Annotated in this window: 14 protein-coding genes; 8 read left to right on the top strand and 6 right to left on the bottom strand. The window is 57.3% G+C overall.

Annotated elements, in window-relative coordinates; translation table 11 throughout:
- Positions 1–48: 48 nt before the first annotated feature.
- Both Z948_RS0103160 and Z948_RS0103155 read right to left on the bottom strand, forming a co-directional pair.
- Complete coding sequence (locus Z948_RS0103160; RefSeq protein ID WP_025058127.1) at positions 49–732, bottom strand: HdaA/DnaA family protein; 684 nt, start codon at positions 730–732, stop codon at positions 49–51.
- A gap of 1 nt (position 733) precedes the next feature.
- On the bottom strand, positions 734–1,822 hold the full coding sequence (locus Z948_RS0103155) for an AI-2E family transporter (protein WP_025058126.1): 1,089 nt from the start codon (positions 1,820–1,822) through the stop codon (positions 734–736).
- 184 nt (positions 1,823–2,006) lie between these two features.
- Between Z948_RS0103155 and pepT the strand changes: the two genes are divergently transcribed.
- From pepT to Z948_RS0103115, 8 genes are all read left to right on the top strand, one after another.
- A complete protein-coding gene (gene pepT / locus Z948_RS0103150) occupies positions 2,007–3,245 on the top strand; it encodes a peptidase T (protein ID WP_025058125.1) in 1,239 nt (412 codons plus the stop codon).
- Between the two features lie 96 nt (positions 3,246–3,341).
- Positions 3,342–4,694 carry a proline--tRNA ligase gene (gene proS, locus Z948_RS0103145; RefSeq protein WP_025058124.1) on the top strand — a complete coding sequence of 451 codons (1,353 nt, stop codon included), beginning with the start codon at positions 3,342–3,344 and terminating at the stop codon, positions 4,692–4,694.
- Between the two features lie 87 nt (positions 4,695–4,781).
- Positions 4,782–5,735 carry a serine hydrolase domain-containing protein gene (locus Z948_RS0103140; protein WP_025058123.1) on the top strand — a complete coding sequence of 318 codons (954 nt, stop codon included), beginning with the start codon at positions 4,782–4,784 and terminating at the stop codon, positions 5,733–5,735.
- Positions 5,732–6,226: a DUF2937 family protein gene (locus Z948_RS0103135; RefSeq protein ID WP_025058122.1), complete on the top strand. Its 495-nt coding sequence runs from the start codon at positions 5,732–5,734 to the stop codon at positions 6,224–6,226. The genes Z948_RS0103140 and Z948_RS0103135 overlap by 4 nt, the downstream gene beginning before the upstream one ends.
- A gap of 127 nt (positions 6,227–6,353) precedes the next feature.
- The gene (locus tag Z948_RS0103130) at positions 6,354–7,640 is read left to right on the top strand and encodes a lipoprotein-releasing ABC transporter permease subunit (protein WP_025058121.1); all 1,287 of its coding nucleotides are present in this window, start codon (positions 6,354–6,356) and stop codon (positions 7,638–7,640) included.
- The gene (locus Z948_RS0103125) at positions 7,633–8,316 is read left to right on the top strand and encodes an ABC transporter ATP-binding protein (RefSeq protein ID WP_025058120.1); all 684 of its coding nucleotides are present in this window, start codon (positions 7,633–7,635) and stop codon (positions 8,314–8,316) included. Before Z948_RS0103130 ends, Z948_RS0103125 begins: the two co-directional genes overlap by 8 nt.
- Before the next feature lie 118 nt (positions 8,317–8,434).
- A complete protein-coding gene (locus Z948_RS0103120; RefSeq protein ID WP_162171767.1) occupies positions 8,435–9,169 on the top strand; it encodes a calcium-binding protein in 735 nt (244 codons plus the stop codon).
- 54 nt (positions 9,170–9,223) lie between these two features.
- The gene (locus tag Z948_RS0103115) at positions 9,224–10,204 is read left to right on the top strand and encodes an Ldh family oxidoreductase (RefSeq protein WP_025058118.1); all 981 of its coding nucleotides are present in this window, start codon (positions 9,224–9,226) and stop codon (positions 10,202–10,204) included.
- On the opposite strand, the gene Z948_RS0103110 is transcribed toward Z948_RS0103115, so the two are convergent.
- The 4 genes from Z948_RS0103110 to parE all read right to left on the bottom strand — a co-directional run bounded on the left by Z948_RS0103110 (position 10,201) and on the right by parE (position 13,867).
- On the bottom strand, positions 10,201–10,635 hold the full coding sequence (locus tag Z948_RS0103110) for a DMT family transporter (protein WP_025058117.1): 435 nt from the start codon (positions 10,633–10,635) through the stop codon (positions 10,201–10,203). The genes Z948_RS0103115 and Z948_RS0103110 overlap by 4 nt on opposite strands.
- A gap of 8 nt (positions 10,636–10,643) precedes the next feature.
- Entirely contained in the window at positions 10,644–11,324 is a 681-nt protein-coding gene (locus Z948_RS0103105; RefSeq protein ID WP_025058116.1) for a hypothetical protein, read from the bottom strand.
- Positions 11,325–11,469: 145 nt separating this feature from the next.
- Positions 11,470–11,808 (bottom strand): DUF6693 family protein, encoded by a 339-nt coding sequence (locus Z948_RS19310; RefSeq protein ID WP_025058115.1) that lies wholly within the window; start codon positions 11,806–11,808, stop codon positions 11,470–11,472.
- 97 nt (positions 11,809–11,905) lie between these two features.
- Complete coding sequence (gene parE, locus Z948_RS0103095; protein WP_025058114.1) at positions 11,906–13,867, bottom strand: DNA topoisomerase IV subunit B; 1,962 nt, start codon at positions 13,865–13,867, stop codon at positions 11,906–11,908.
- Between the last annotated feature and the right edge of the window lie 108 nt (positions 13,868–13,975).

The raw sequence follows: 13,975 nt of genomic DNA, 5'->3' as shown, positions 1-13,975 counted from the left end.
TTATCCAGCAAAAATGTAACGACAATAAGACGGGGGTGTCTTTTGTGACTATCGCGTGTCGGTGTCGCGATTGTCCAGCACAAGGGCAGCCAAAGAACGGGTAATCGGGCGTTGGCGGGCAAGGCTTTCGCGGTCCAACGCACCAACGATACGATTTGCAGCACTAAATGAACGGTCCATACGTTTGAGCAAATAGGGGACCACCTCAGGAGGGGGCATAAGCTGGCGATCCGACAACAGCTTAACCAAAACGGCGGACAATAATGCATCATCTGGCGCGTCAATCGTAGCCTCTAATGTTCCGCGCAGGCGGCTTTCCAGATCGGGCAGGGTGATACCCCAATGGGCAACCGCCCCTGTCCCCGTGAGCAGCAGAGTTTGACCTTCGGCCAAGACCATATTGTGCAGATGAAAGAGCGCCGTTTGCGCCTCTGGGTTATTTGCGATGTCTGGCACATCTTCGACAGCGATGCAGCCTTTTGCCAATTCTGGCACGTCTTGCACCTTTAGTGTGGTGGCTTGGATGATCCTAGCCTGCGCAGCATCGGCCCAAACATGGGTTAGATGGGTTTTGCCAGCGCCCTCGGGGCCGCTTAAAATCATCTTGGAACTGGTCCAGTTGCGCCAGTTTTCGATCATGGCAACAGCCATCGCATTGGACGGGGCGACCAGAAAATCATCCCGCCCCCGTGCGGTGCGCACAGGCAAATCCAGACCCAGTTGTTCTGCCATCTTATTCGGCTTCTTTATCGGTTGGGGCAACGCTGTAATGGGTCGTGCCGTGATACAGCAGGCTCTGCCTGTATTGATCGATCCCAAAGCGCGCGATAACCCCAAGGGAAGCCGCAACAGGTACCGCAACTAACATCCCGACAAATCCGAACAGCGTGCCAAATACCGCAAGCGCAAGGATCAGCCAAACAGGGTGTAGCCCAACGGAATTCCCAACCAGTTTGGGCGTCAGGACATTTCCCTCAATGATCTGGCCAAATACAAAAATGCCCGCAACCATCCCGATGGAAACCCATTCACCCCAAAACTGGAACAAGGCCAACCCGATCGCCAAAGCCCCGCCGATCAAGGCCCCCAGATAGGGGATAAAGGTAACCAATCCCGCGACAAAGCCGACAACCAGCCCAAACTGCAACCCAACCAGCATCAAAGCAATCGCGTAATAAGTCCCCAAAACCAGACATACCGTGCCCATGCCGCGAATGAACGAGGCAAGCGTTTTATCAATCGACCTCGCCAATTGGCGGATCACAGGCGCATGATCGCGGGGCAAAAGAGCGTCAATCTGGCTGATCATGCGGTCCCAATCCAGCAACATATAAACCGCGACAACGGGTACAATGACCAGCAACATCATCAAATTCAATATACCAGCCGCCGAGCTGAGCGCAGTGTTCAGCAACTCACCGCCGCGCTCTTGGATGGTGGCCCCGATAGATTGGATGGATTGTTGCAGGGTTGATCCTTCCTCCAATAGCGCGGGGAAACGCTCGGTCAGGAAGGCCCCGAAACGCGAGGCCAGATCAGGCGCGATCTGAAACAGATTGATCGCCTGCTCAACCAAGGTCGGAATAACCAAAAGCGCCATAATGACAAAGATAAGCAGGGCTATGATGGTAATAAGCGCCGTCGCCATCGCACGGCTTAGGCCCATCCGCTCTAACCGGTCGGCAACAGGATCAAGGAAATAGGCAATGGCACTTCCCAGAACAAAGGGCAGCAGGACATCGCCCAAAAACCACAGAACGACCAAAACAACAGCAGAGGCAATGCCCCAATACTTCATCTGATCTTTGATCGGCAGTGCCATAACGGTTTCTCCTGTAGCTATATCACACATCGCCCATGGCAGGTCAGGTTTCAAGGGGGCAGGGGGAGAGGAGCCTTTTCGCACGGCACGGAAATTGGGCAGCGCGCACCCGTTTGTCTGCTAACGCTTGACATAAGCGGCCCTGCCGCCACGATGCAAAAAAACACTTTGCCGGAGCCCCCCTATGCGCACGCCCTTTGATGCCGAACTTCAGGACCGCCTCATGCGTTACGCTGCAATCGATAGCCAATCAGATGAAAGCAGCACCAGCCAGCCGTCCACCCCATGCCAGTTGGATATGAGCCGCCTGTTGGTCCAAGAACTCGAGGAAATGGGGGCCGAGGACGTAACGATAACCGAATATGGCGCGGTTTTGGCCACCATCCCTGCAACGGCAGAGGGGCCCGTTGTTGGCCTATGCGCCCATGTTGATACGACGCCGCAGTTTAACGCAACGGGCGTAAAGCCGCGGCTGATCAAAGGGTATGACGGCGGTGATATCAGCTTTCCTGACGCGCCTGAACGCAGGTTGGGGCCTGATATGTCACCGCATCTGAAAAACTGCATCGGCCATGATTTGATCACGGCGTCTGGAACCACGTTATTGGGGGGCGACGATAAGGCTGGCGTGTCGGTCATCATGACCGCAGCGCGCCATCTTTTGGCAAATCCCGACATCCCGCGCGCCAAGCTGCGCCTTGCCTTTACCCCCGACGAAGAAATCGGGCGCGGCGTGGATGAACGCCTGCCCGCCGATATGGCCTGCGATTTTGCCTATACGTTTGACGGCCCCGCTCCCGGCGAGGTCCAGCACGAGACGTTTTCAGCCGACCGCGCCTTTGTGACCATTCGCGGTGTTTCGATCCATCCCGGTTGGGCCAAGGACAAGCTGGTCAATGCGACCCACCTCGCGGCTAAAATTGTCCAAGGCTTGCCGCAAACCAAAATGACCCCCGAAATGACCAAAGGAAACGAGGGGTTTATCCATATCACCGATATGAGTGGTGATGCCGCCGAGATGACCATCGGCCTGATCATCCGCGACTTTGAACGCGAGGGGCTGGCGAAAAAGGGCGACATCCTGCGTACCGTTTGTTCTGCCGTCGCCCTGACCGAACCCCGCGCCGAGGTGATCTGTGAGATCACCCCGCAATACCGCAACATGCGCTATTGGCTAGAGAAGGACATGACCCCCGTTGATCTGGTCCACGCCGCGATCCGTGATGTGGGGCTAGAACCCGTCGCCATCCCGATCCGTGGCGGCACGGATGGCTCTCGCCTGACCGAATTGGGTGTACCCTGTCCAAATGTCTTTTGCGGCATGCAGGAAATCCACGGCCCGCTTGAATGGATATCCGTTCAGGACATGGGCAAAGCAACCGAAGTCGCCCTAAGGATCGCGCAGCGCGCCGCAAAGGCCTGAAACAGGTCGCGCCCAAAGCGATCACCCGAAAGAGGGCGATTGTGTCGGGCGGGGCTTTGACCTAAGCAAGCACGCAAGTCTAAAGAGGATTCCACCATGCGCCTAAGCCGCTATTTTCTGCCCGTATTGAAAGAAACGCCATCCGAGGCGCAGATCGTGAGCCACCGCTACATGCTGCGCGCTGGGATGATCAAACAAAACGCTGCTGGCATTTATTCATGGTTGCCGCTGGGCTTTAAGGTTCTGCGCAAACTGGAAAACATCGTTCACGAAGAGCAGATGCGCGCGGGCCATATCCCGATGCTGATGCCCACGCTGCAATCCGCCGATCTGTGGAAAGAATCCGGCCGCTATGATGCTTACGGCCCCGAAATGCTGCGCATCAAGGATCGCCAAGACCGCGATATGCTATATGGCCCCACCAACGAAGAGATGATCACCGACATCTTCCGCAGCCATGTGGGCAGCTACAAAGACCTGCCCATGACGCTCTATCACATCCAGTGGAAATTCCGTGACGAGATGCGTCCGCGTTTCGGTGTGATGCGGGGCCGCGAATTCTTTATGAAGGACGGGTATAACTTTGACCTGACCAAAGAAGACGCGCTGCACGCCTATAACCGCCACTTGGTCAGCTACCTGCGCACCTATGAACGCATGGGCCTTCAGGCGATCCCGATGCGCGCAGACAGCGGCCCGATTGGCGGCGATGATACGCATGAATTCCTGGTGCTGGCGGAAACGGGTGAATCCGAAGTGTTCTATGACAGCGCGGTAACCGATCTGCGCTTTGGCGATCGTGAGATCGACTATGACAGCCACGAAGAATGCGCAGGCGTCATGCAGGAATTCACCACCAAATACGCCCGCACTGACGAAACCCACGACGAGGCACTGTTCAACGAAGTCCCCGAGGAACGCCGCCGCGTGGCGCGCGGGATCGAAGTAGGGCAGATTTTCTACTTTGGTACCAAATATTCCGAGGCCATGGGCGCCACCGTACAAGGGCCTGATGGCAAAGTCGTGCCTGTCCACATGGGCAGCCACGGCATCGGCGTCAGCCGCCTGTTGGGCGCGATCATTGAGGCCAGCCATGACGACAAAGGCATCATCTGGCCCGAAGGTGTAACGCCGTTCCACTGTGGCATCGTGAACCTCAAACAGGGCGACGAGGAAGCAGATGCCGCTTGTGAGGCGCTGTATGATAGCCTCACGGCGCTGGGCCTTGACCCGCTATATGATGATCGCAAGGAACGCGCGGGTGGCAAATTCGCGACAATGGATTTGATCGGCCTGCCATGGCGCATCACCGTTGGCCCACGCGGTCTGAAAAACGGCGTGGTCGAACTGACCTCACGCCGCACAGGCGAAAGCGAAGAAATGCCGCCAGAACAGGCCATCGAGAAGATCGCCCAAATCTACAAAGGCCTCACCGTTCGCGGCCTGTAAACGTTAGCGCGGCGCGGGTATCCCTCGCGCTGCGCATGGCAACATCAATCGGTTGCGATTGCCCTCTTTGCCAGACAAACTGCGGGCATGAGATTAGTTTCCATCACAGCCATCCTAGCCCTTTTCGCCACCGCTGGCTTTGCCCAACCCGTCGTGCAAACGGCAAAGGCGTTGGAAACGGCCTTTGGGTTCTGGGCTTCTGATAACAAAATCCCGAACCCCACGATGGTGGTGATGCATCAGGGCGAAATCGTCGGCTCTTCTGGTGAAATCGATACGGTTGTCGAAATCGCAAGCCTGAGCAAGGCAATCACCGCTGTTTGCGCGGCCTCTCTGGTCTCGGACGGGACATGGGCTGCCGATACCACCAGCGCAGATGTTTTAGGCTATGGCCCCGATGGGATCACCGTTGCGCAGCTGATTACGCATACCTCGGGGATTGGTTCTGACAGAACCCAGACCTTGATGCCGCTTTGGGTGGACTCTGCTGAGCCTCGAAAAACCATCGCCACCGAATTGGCGTTGAGCCAGCCGCTGCAGGGCAAAGGGCAGTTCAACTATAACAACGAAAACTACGCCATCCTCGGGCAGATGATCGAAGTGGCTGTGGGCGCGCGTTATCAAGCCGTTTGTTCACAGCGCGCATTAACCCCTGCGGGGGTCTCGGCAAAACCGTCACCCCAAACGGGCGGCATGCTGCCATGGGGCGGCTGGGCGATGTCCGCGCAGGATTATGCGCGGTTTCACTACTATTGGTTTGGGCCTCAAGGCGCATATGGGGCTGGTTCTCCGGCGTCGTTGCTCGCGCCAGTGCAAGGCGGGGCCGAATATGGTCTGGGCATGTTTGAACGCGATGTGGCTGAGCATCGGAATTTCTGGCACTTTGGGCTGTGGTGCATTGATCAGCGCGTAAACGCTGGTGCCTATGCCGTGATCTGGAAAGGCGAATGGAGCGTTGTCGCCACCTATGATGCTTGTGTAGACTGGGATGCAATGGGCGCGCTGGATAGCGCATTGGTGAAGGTTGTCTACGGTTTATGATTATTCGCAGTTTGGCATTGGCTGGCGGCATCGCTGGGGCGACGGCTACCTCTCAATTCCCTGAGTTTTCCCAACAATATATGCAACGATTAGGCGGCGCGGTTGATGCGCTGGGCGAAGTCGTTGCGGATTTCGATGCCTCTGCCGCCGCATCCGACCTGACCCGCGACGAGGCGCTGGCCCAGATGCAAGGCACCGCGTTTCTGGAGCGGCGCGGCGCGGATATGGCACGCTCGATCGCACGCTATGAACGTCTGAGCGAGGATTTACATATCCTCGAAGGGCACGGCCCCTTTATGCGCGCCTATAACGCGGCCCGTTTCACCGATAGCGAAATCGCCCAAGCTGCTTGGCAGGTCTATAAACCCGCTGTACCGGTCAGCTTTGTCGGCTTCACCTTTGCCTCTGTTGGTTTTGTTCTGGGCGGATTAGGGATCGGCGCTTTGCTTGGCCTGCTGCGCGCACCGTTTCGCAGGCGGCGCGCCGCATGACCCAATTCGGCTGATCGTTGCGCATCTGTACCTGTTAGCACCTTGAAAACAGTCCAAGCCTTGACCCGCAGGGCGCAAAGCCTCACCTTGCCCGAAAACAACAATCAAGACCCGAGCAAGGACCACAATGGCTTCCAAAACACCTCCCTTTGCCCCGTTTGAATGGATGATCGCGTGGCGCTACCTGCGCGCGCGCCGCGCCGAGGGCGGGGTGAGCGTGATGACATGGATCAGCCTGATCGGCATCACCTTGGCGGTGTTCGCCCTGATCGCGACCCTTGCTGTGCGCTCAGGGTTCAGGGCCGAATTTGTGGATACTATTCTGGGCGCGAATGCCCATGTAACGGTCTATGAAATGGGCGTGCTGCAACCCAATGGGGCGGTTGATCGTGATATCCGCGACTATGATGCTTTGGCTGCGCGCATTGGCGCGGTTGATGGGGTCACCCGTGTTGCGCCAATTGTGCGCGGGCAGGTGATGGCCACGTTCAACGGCAATAACGCAGGGATGGAGGTTTACGGGATCACCGAGGAAAACCTCAACACCATCCCTCGCATTGCCAAACCGCAATTCGCCGAGGGCGATATCACGCGCTTTACCCAAGGGATCGCGATCGGCTCGGGCATCGCCCGCACGCTGGGCGCACAGGTCGGTGACCGCATCCGCCTGATTTCCCCTGATGGTGTGAAAACCGCGTTCGGCACCAGCCCCCGCGTGAACGCCTATGAGGTCACCTATATCTTTACCGCAGGTCGCTATGACATCGACCGCACCCGCGCCTATCTGCCACTGGCCGAGGCGCAGAGCTATTTCAACTCCGAAGAGGCCGTGAACGAGCTGGAAGTCATGGTTGCCGACCCTGACAATGTGGATCGCCTTGGCCCTGATATTTTGACAGCCGCAGGGGATACCGCCCTGATCTGGACATGGCGCGAGGCCTCATCGGGGTTCCTGAACGCGCTGGATATCGAAGATAACGTGATGTTTGTCATCCTGTCGATCCTTGTGTTGATCGCGGCGATGAACATTGTGTCTGGCCTGATCATGCTGGTGAAAAACAAAGGCCGCGATATCGGCATCCTGCGCACCATGGGCCTGTCCGAGGGATCGGTTCTGCGCGTGTTTTTCATCTGTGGGGCCTTCACGGGTATCATCGGCACGGCGCTGGGCGTGATCTTTGGCTGCCTGTTTGCACTATATGTGGATCAGATATTCGGCTTTGTGAACTGGATGGCAGGCGGCAACGCCTGGGACCCGTCCATTCGCGGCATCTACTTCCTTCCTGCCAAGTTAGAATTCGGCGATGTCATGTCAGCCGTTGGCCTGTCGCTGGGCCTGTCCTTTGTTGTAACGATCTTCCCCGCTAGGCGTGCTGCGCGGATGAACCCTGTTGAGGCCCTGCGCTATGAGTGACCACCCCGTTCTGAGCCTCTCTGGCATCACCAAATCCTACAACAGCGGCAAACCGAACGAAGTCACAGTGCTGCGCGGCATCGATCTGGATGTGGCGCGCGGCGAAGTGGTGGCGCTGGTGGCGCCATCGGGGGCGGGTAAATCAACGCTGCTGCATATCGCTGGGCTGCTGGATACTCCTGATAAAGGAACCGTAGCGATTGGCGGTGCCGATATGACCGGAAAACGCGATGCTGCGCGAACAGCGGTGCGGCGTGATGATGTTGGGTTTATCTATCAATTCCACCACCTTCTGCCCGAATTCAGCGCCTTGGAAAATGTGGTGCTGCCGCAATTGGCAAACGGCATCTCGCGACAGGCCGCGCAAACCCGCGCCATGGAATTGCTGGATCAGGTTGGCGTTGCACAGCGCGCCACACACCGCCCAGCGGCCCTGTCTGGTGGTGAACAACAACGTGTTGCTTTTTGCCGTGCCTTGGCAAACGCGCCAAAACTGTTGCTTGCAGATGAACCAACAGGAAACCTTGATCCCGAAACCTCGGAAACCGTATTTGCGGCGCTGATGGGGCTGGTTCGCAGCACCGGCCTCTCCGCGCTCATCGCGACGCACAACCTAGAACTGGCAGCGCGTATGGATCGCCAAATCAGGCTGGATCAAGGGGCCTTAACAGGGTGATGGCCGCTTGGTTTCCCCTATGTCGGCGCGTTTAATTCAAACTGTAAACACATTTGACATCTATCAATAGGCCAACCCAGAATAACAAACAGGCCCTGATATGTCTCCGTTTCTTGTAATGCTCCTTGCCTCCATCGGGCCTTTGCTCGTTGGTTTTACGGGTTTGAATGACGACCCTGAAGATCTCGCTGAAGGTGCAGAGGAAGCGCCGGAAGAAACCGCAGATGATCCTGTGGAAACCGTGGACGTTGAAACCTTTATCGAAAACGCCCGCATCACTTCGGACAATGTGGTGGACGCCACAGTCACACGCGGCACCGATCAAGACGAAGAATTCATCGCCGAAACAGACGTCAGCGTCCATCATGACGCTTCTGGCGGTCAGGATACCCTCACAGGGGCAAATTTGAACGATACGCTGGCTGGTGGTGAAGGCGAAGACATCATCGAAGGCGGCGAGGGCGATGATGCGCTGTTTGGAGCCTTTGGCCGCGAAACCCGCGCTGATGACGAAGATGCCGACACATTGGACGGCGGCGCGGGGGATGACACCCTGTTCCTTGGCGATGGGGATACGGCCAATGGTGGCGAAGGGCAGGACGTGTTTGTCGCGACCCAAGACGCCGTTGAAGAAATCGAAATCTCGGATTTCAGTGTGGATGAAGACGCCCTTGCCATCGAAACAACCGATCCGGAAGAGACCAGCGTCATTGACCAAACCATCGAGGACGGCGGCCTAAGGGTTGAAATCTCGACAGGGTTGATCCTGCGTCTGGAAGGGGTCGAGGCCCCACTCGAGGAAGGTAGCATTCAATTTATTGACGTTAATCCGCTGGAAGCATTAGAGGCTTGACGGGCTGGGGGTAGGCTGCTCTGAACGGGGGGCTGTTTCCCACGGAGCCTGACTATGCCTTTGATACCCCTTGATGAGATCGAACAAACCGTCCGTATGGCCCTTAGCGCCCATGGGGCCGACGCCTTTGCCGCCGCAGAAGTCGCGCGTGCCGTGCGCAAAGCGGAAAGCGTAGGCAACAAGATTTGCGGCCTCTACTATGTCGAAAGCTATTGCCAGCAGCTCAAATCAGGCCGCGTTTCCGGAGCCGTGACACCCCAGATTTCAACGCCACGTGATGCAGCCATCACTGTGGATGCAGGCTTTGGCTTTGCCCAACCCGCATTTTCCCACGGGCTGCCCGTTGCCTTGGATGCCGCGCGCCGCGCTGGGGTGGCATCATTGTCTGTGGCGCATGCCCATACGTGCACTTCACTGGGGTATTTCACCGAACAAATCGCGCAGGCGGGTATGATCGGCATCGGATTTACCAATGCCTCGCCTATCGTCGCCCCTCCGGGTGGGAAAACGCGTGCCATTGGCACCAACCCCATCGCGTTCTCTGTACCTGACGGGCAGGGCGGCATTACGATGCAGTTTGACCAATCCACCACCACGGTTGCCTTGGGTAAAATCACCATGGCAAAGGCCGCAGGCGAACGCATTCCAGAAGGCTGGGCGCTAGACGCGAACGGCAACCCCACAACCGATCCAGAGGAAGCGATCAAAGGGTCGCTGGTGTCGATGGGCGGTTACAAGGGCTGGGGCTTTGGCCTCATGGCCGAGATTTTGGCCGCCGCGCTGACGGGATCGGTCCTCTCGCGCGATGTGAAGCCGCTTAAAGCGCCCGAGGGCGCGCCGCACGACCTTGGCCAATACTACCTCATCATCGACCCCGCGGTGAGCAGTGATTTCGGCGAAAAGGTCCAAGCCCTCGCCGAGCATATCGCCCAAGACGAAGGCGCGCGCATGCCAGGTCAGAACAAAACAGCGATGGACCCTGTCGACGTGGGCGAAGACACTTGGGCGCTCATCACAGGGCTGGCACAGGCCTAGGCCTGCTGGGTTAACCACACGCCAATTGCCATGGTGCCGATCCCCGCAGCCCGCGTCAGGCTGACGGGTGACACCTGCGCGCCAAACAGGCCAAAGTGATCAATCAACGCGGCCGAGAATAATTGCCCCAGCAGGACAAAGAACACCGCATTCCCGATCCCGAAATGCGGCGCGATATAGGTGATACTCAGCAGGTAAAACGCAATCAAAACACCAGCCAAAAACAGATGCTTCGGCGCCGCAGCCAGCTGGGCATACCCCTGCGGTGAGAAAATCAATGTCACAACCACCGCAATTGAAAACGCCACAACAAACAACACGCTCGCCGCCGCCGAAGGAGAGCCAAGGATCCCCCCCAGTTGCGCGTTCATCGCCGCCAAAATCGGAATGCCGAAACCGGCCAAGATCATGATAATTGCGTAATGTGTCATGGGGCCTCTCATTGACAGATGGTTTTTAGATCGACGCCATCCCAAGGCAAGCCAACATCATAGGCAGGGCTTTGGGGCAGGGGGGCAACAGGCATCACCTGCGACACAAGGCTGTGCAGGCGTTTGGTCCGCGCGCCCTGCGGCTGCAAGGCGCGACAGCAAACCAGCTCTTCCACGATCGAGCCTTGCTGCTCAAATCCGAAATCCAGAAACTTGCGATCCTTGATCTCAAACAGATAGGGATCATCGCTCACCTGATGCTCTCGCGCAGCCTTAAGCGGAGAATACCCCGTCAGCTTGCGGTTCTGCCACTGCCACACATGGGTGAGCTCGTGACTGAACAACATCGCAGCAACTAGGCCAATGCGGTCGGGGTAATCGGGCAGATAATCCTCAAGGAACCAATCCCCGTCAAACAAAACAGTGTTATAAAGAGCCACCGCCGCAGGTTTGGATTTCACAACCTTCTCTTCAGGCGGATTGGGCGGAAAGATCAGCTCCCGACAGGTCGTGCGCGGCCGCGGCTTGCGCGTAAAGGTCACCGCCTTCAACGGCGCCCCGTCATGCAGGCGCACACGGTCATAGTTTAGCGTGGGCCCGTGGATATCAGCAGCAAAGGCCCGCTCCGCCTCGGTGAGGGGGCGACCACAGGCGGTGAGGAAGAGGAGGAAAAGCAAAACAATACGCATAACCGCATTAGGGCCCCAACGCGCCCCAAGTGCAAGCCTGTAGGGTGGGTGAAACCCACGTGTGGGCCGATGATATCGGGCGCGTGGGTTTCACCCACCCTACGCTTGCTTTTGTTCTGCGGATTTTCTGCAAAGGATATAGGAATTAGAGCTCTCGGATCGTTGCTCCGTTAAGCAGTCGCTTAATAACCGCAGGCCAATAGACCAGATAAGCAAGGCCTAAGGTCACGATGGTCAGGAGGAGCCAAACAAGCGCATGGCCGAGAATGTCACTAAAAGAGACCTCTACATTTACTTTTCCGACGGCCTTTCCTGTCGTGTCAATGAGAGTACATCGGTTTAGAGGTGCCTTCAAAAAGTAGTAGGGCAGAACGAAAAGCGCGAGCCCTAAAGTGATTATCGACAGTAAGATCCAGATAATAAGCTGGCCAATCGCCTCACCGACAGAAAAGTCGCAGTTAAGTTTGTAGCCGTTGAATTGCATTTATACCCCAAAGAGTTAAAAATAAATTCAACCTTAGGGAGAATTTGGAGCCTTGTAAAGAAAGTGTTCGTGTCGAACTTATTCGAGACGGATCACCTCAAACATCCAATTCCTCAACAAACTTCGCGTTCTGCTGAATATATTGGAACCGCAGTTCCGGCTTTTTCCCCATCAAACGCTCCACCAAATCAGAGGTCTCACCCGGTACATCCTCGTCCACGGAAACTTGGATCAGCTTGCGGGTGGCGGGGTCCATTGTGGTTTCTTTCAAATCCTTCGCGTCCATTTCGCCCAGACCCTTAAATCGCTGCACGTCGATCTTGCCTTTGCCGCCCAGACCTTTCTCTAGCAGCGCGTCTTTTTCCGCGTCATCGGCTACATAAACGCGCCGCGCGCCTTGGGTCAGGCGGTACAGCGGCGGGCAGGCCAGATACAGGTGCCCTGCGTCAATCATCGGGCGCATTTGGGTGTAAAAGAATGTCATCAGCAGCGCCGCAATATGCGCGCCGTCCACATCCGCATCGGTCATGATGATGATCTTGTCATAGCGCAGATCATCAAGGTTGAACTTCGTCCCCATCCCAACGCCCAACGCCTCGCACAGATCGTTGATTTCAGCGTTGGTGTTCAACTTGCCCGAGGCCGCCCCCAGCACGTTCAAAATCTTACCCTTCAGGGGCAGCAGGGCTTGGTTCACACGGTTGCGCGCGCCTTTGCCCGATCCACCGGCCGAGTCACCCTCAACGATGAACAATTCGGTGCCGCTGCGGTCTTTAGAGGTGCAATCGGTCAGCTTGCCGGGCAGGCGCAGCTTCTTGGTGGCCGATTTGCGCGCGGTTTCTTTTTCTTGGCGGCGGCGCAGGCGTTCTTCGGCGCGCAGCACAAGGAAATCAAGGATCGCGCCTGCGGATTTGGTATCTGCCGCCAGCCAGTTGTCAAAATGATCGCGCACAGCGCCTTCGGTCATCTTGGCCGCGGCCTCGGTGCTCAGGCGGTCCTTGGTCTGGCCGACAAAAGCAGGGTCGGCGATGAAGCACGACACCAGCGCACAGCCGCCCGACATCAGATCGTCGCGGGTGATCTGCGCGGCCTTTTTGTTGTTGCTCAGCTCGCCGTAGGCCTTGATGCCCTTCAGGATCGCCGCCCAAAATCCGGTGACATGGGTGCCGCCCTCAGGCGTGGGAACCGTGTTACAATAGGACTGGATGAACCCGTCGCGCGCAGGGGTCCAGTTGATGGCCCATTCGACCTTGCCTGCCTCGCCGAATTTTTCGCCAAAATCGACGGTGCCCGCAAAGGCGGTCTCGGAATAGGTGGTGGATTTGCCCAAGGTCTCGGACAGGTAGTCGGCCAAACCACCGGGGAAGTGGAACGTGGCCTCTTGCGGGGTTTCCCCATCCGAAATCGCTGATTTCCAACGAATTTCCACGCCCGAAAACAGATAGGCCTTGGACCGGATCGAGTTGAACAGCCGCGCGGGTTTGAATTTATGGCTGCCAAAGATCTCGGCGTCAGGGTGGAAGGTCACCGTGGTGCCGCGCCGGTTTGGCGCCGCGCCGATTTTCTCGACGGGGCCCAGCGGGATGCCGCGCGAAAACCGCTGCTCAAACAGCTCTTTGTTGCGCGCAACCTGTACCACCATGGAATCCGACAGCGCATTGACCACCGAGGCACCCACACCGTGCAAACCGCCCGAGGTTTGATAGGCTTTGCCCGAAAACTTACCGCCCGCGTGCAGGGTACACAGGATCACTTCCAGCGCGGATTTATCCGGAAACTTGGGGTGCGGATCAATTGGAATGCCGCGTCCGTTATCACGCACGGTAAAGGAATAATCCTCATGCAGCTCAACCTCGATCCGGTTGGCATGGCCCGCCACCGCTTCGTCCATCGAGTTGTCCAGCACCTCGGCCACCAGATGGTGCAGCGCGCGTTCATCCGTGCCGCCGATATACATACCGGGGCGTTTGCGCACGGGCTCCAGCCCCTCCAACACCTCAATCGAGGAAGCATCGTAATCGGTCGGCTCGGGAGTGTTGCCAGAGAGAAGATCGGACATGGGGTGCGCCTGCTGTTGCTTTTGATTGGCGCCTATTTTGACAGGCACACGCGCAAGGGGCAATCGCCCTGTTACGCTTATCCCCAATCATTTGCAGGTTTGGGGCGG

The organism is Sulfitobacter donghicola DSW-25 = KCTC 12864 = JCM 14565, assembly GCF_000622405.1.
In the GTDB taxonomy this organism is placed as follows: Bacteria; Pseudomonadota; Alphaproteobacteria; order Rhodobacterales; family Rhodobacteraceae; genus Sulfitobacter; species Sulfitobacter donghicola.
Note: the sequence above shows the minus strand (reverse complement) of the source record. Positions and strands in the feature narration are given on the sequence as shown.

Excerpts from the sequence above, each read along its gene's own strand:
- Z948_RS0103120 (WP_162171767.1), top strand. The coding sequence starts at position 8,435 with ATGCTCCTTGCCTCCATCGGGCCTTTGCTCGTTGGTTTTACGGGTTTG.
- Z948_RS0103155 (WP_025058126.1), bottom strand. The coding sequence starts at position 1,822 with ATGGCACTGCCGATCAAAGATCAGATGAAGTATTGGGGCATTGCCTCT.
- parE (WP_025058114.1), bottom strand. The coding sequence starts at position 13,867 with ATGTCCGATCTTCTCTCTGGCAACACTCCCGAGCCGACCGATTACGAT.
- Z948_RS0103130 (WP_025058121.1), top strand. The coding sequence starts at position 6,354 with ATGGCTTCCAAAACACCTCCCTTTGCCCCGTTTGAATGGATGATCGCG.
- Z948_RS0103105 (WP_025058116.1), bottom strand. The coding sequence starts at position 11,324 with ATGCGTATTGTTTTGCTTTTCCTCCTCTTCCTCACCGCCTGTGGTCGC.
- Z948_RS0103125 (WP_025058120.1), top strand. The coding sequence starts at position 7,633 with ATGAGTGACCACCCCGTTCTGAGCCTCTCTGGCATCACCAAATCCTAC.
- Z948_RS0103140 (WP_025058123.1), top strand. The coding sequence starts at position 4,782 with ATGAGATTAGTTTCCATCACAGCCATCCTAGCCCTTTTCGCCACCGCT.
- pepT (WP_025058125.1), top strand. The coding sequence starts at position 2,007 with ATGCGCACGCCCTTTGATGCCGAACTTCAGGACCGCCTCATGCGTTAC.
- Z948_RS0103160 (WP_025058127.1), bottom strand. The coding sequence starts at position 732 with ATGGCAGAACAACTGGGTCTGGATTTGCCTGTGCGCACCGCACGGGGG.
- Z948_RS0103115 (WP_025058118.1), top strand. The coding sequence starts at position 9,224 with ATGCCTTTGATACCCCTTGATGAGATCGAACAAACCGTCCGTATGGCC.
- Z948_RS19310 (WP_025058115.1), bottom strand. The coding sequence starts at position 11,808 with ATGCAATTCAACGGCTACAAACTTAACTGCGACTTTTCTGTCGGTGAG.
- Z948_RS0103110 (WP_025058117.1), bottom strand. The coding sequence starts at position 10,635 with ATGACACATTACGCAATTATCATGATCTTGGCCGGTTTCGGCATTCCG.
- proS (WP_025058124.1), top strand. The coding sequence starts at position 3,342 with ATGCGCCTAAGCCGCTATTTTCTGCCCGTATTGAAAGAAACGCCATCC.
- Z948_RS0103135 (WP_025058122.1), top strand. The coding sequence starts at position 5,732 with ATGATTATTCGCAGTTTGGCATTGGCTGGCGGCATCGCTGGGGCGACG.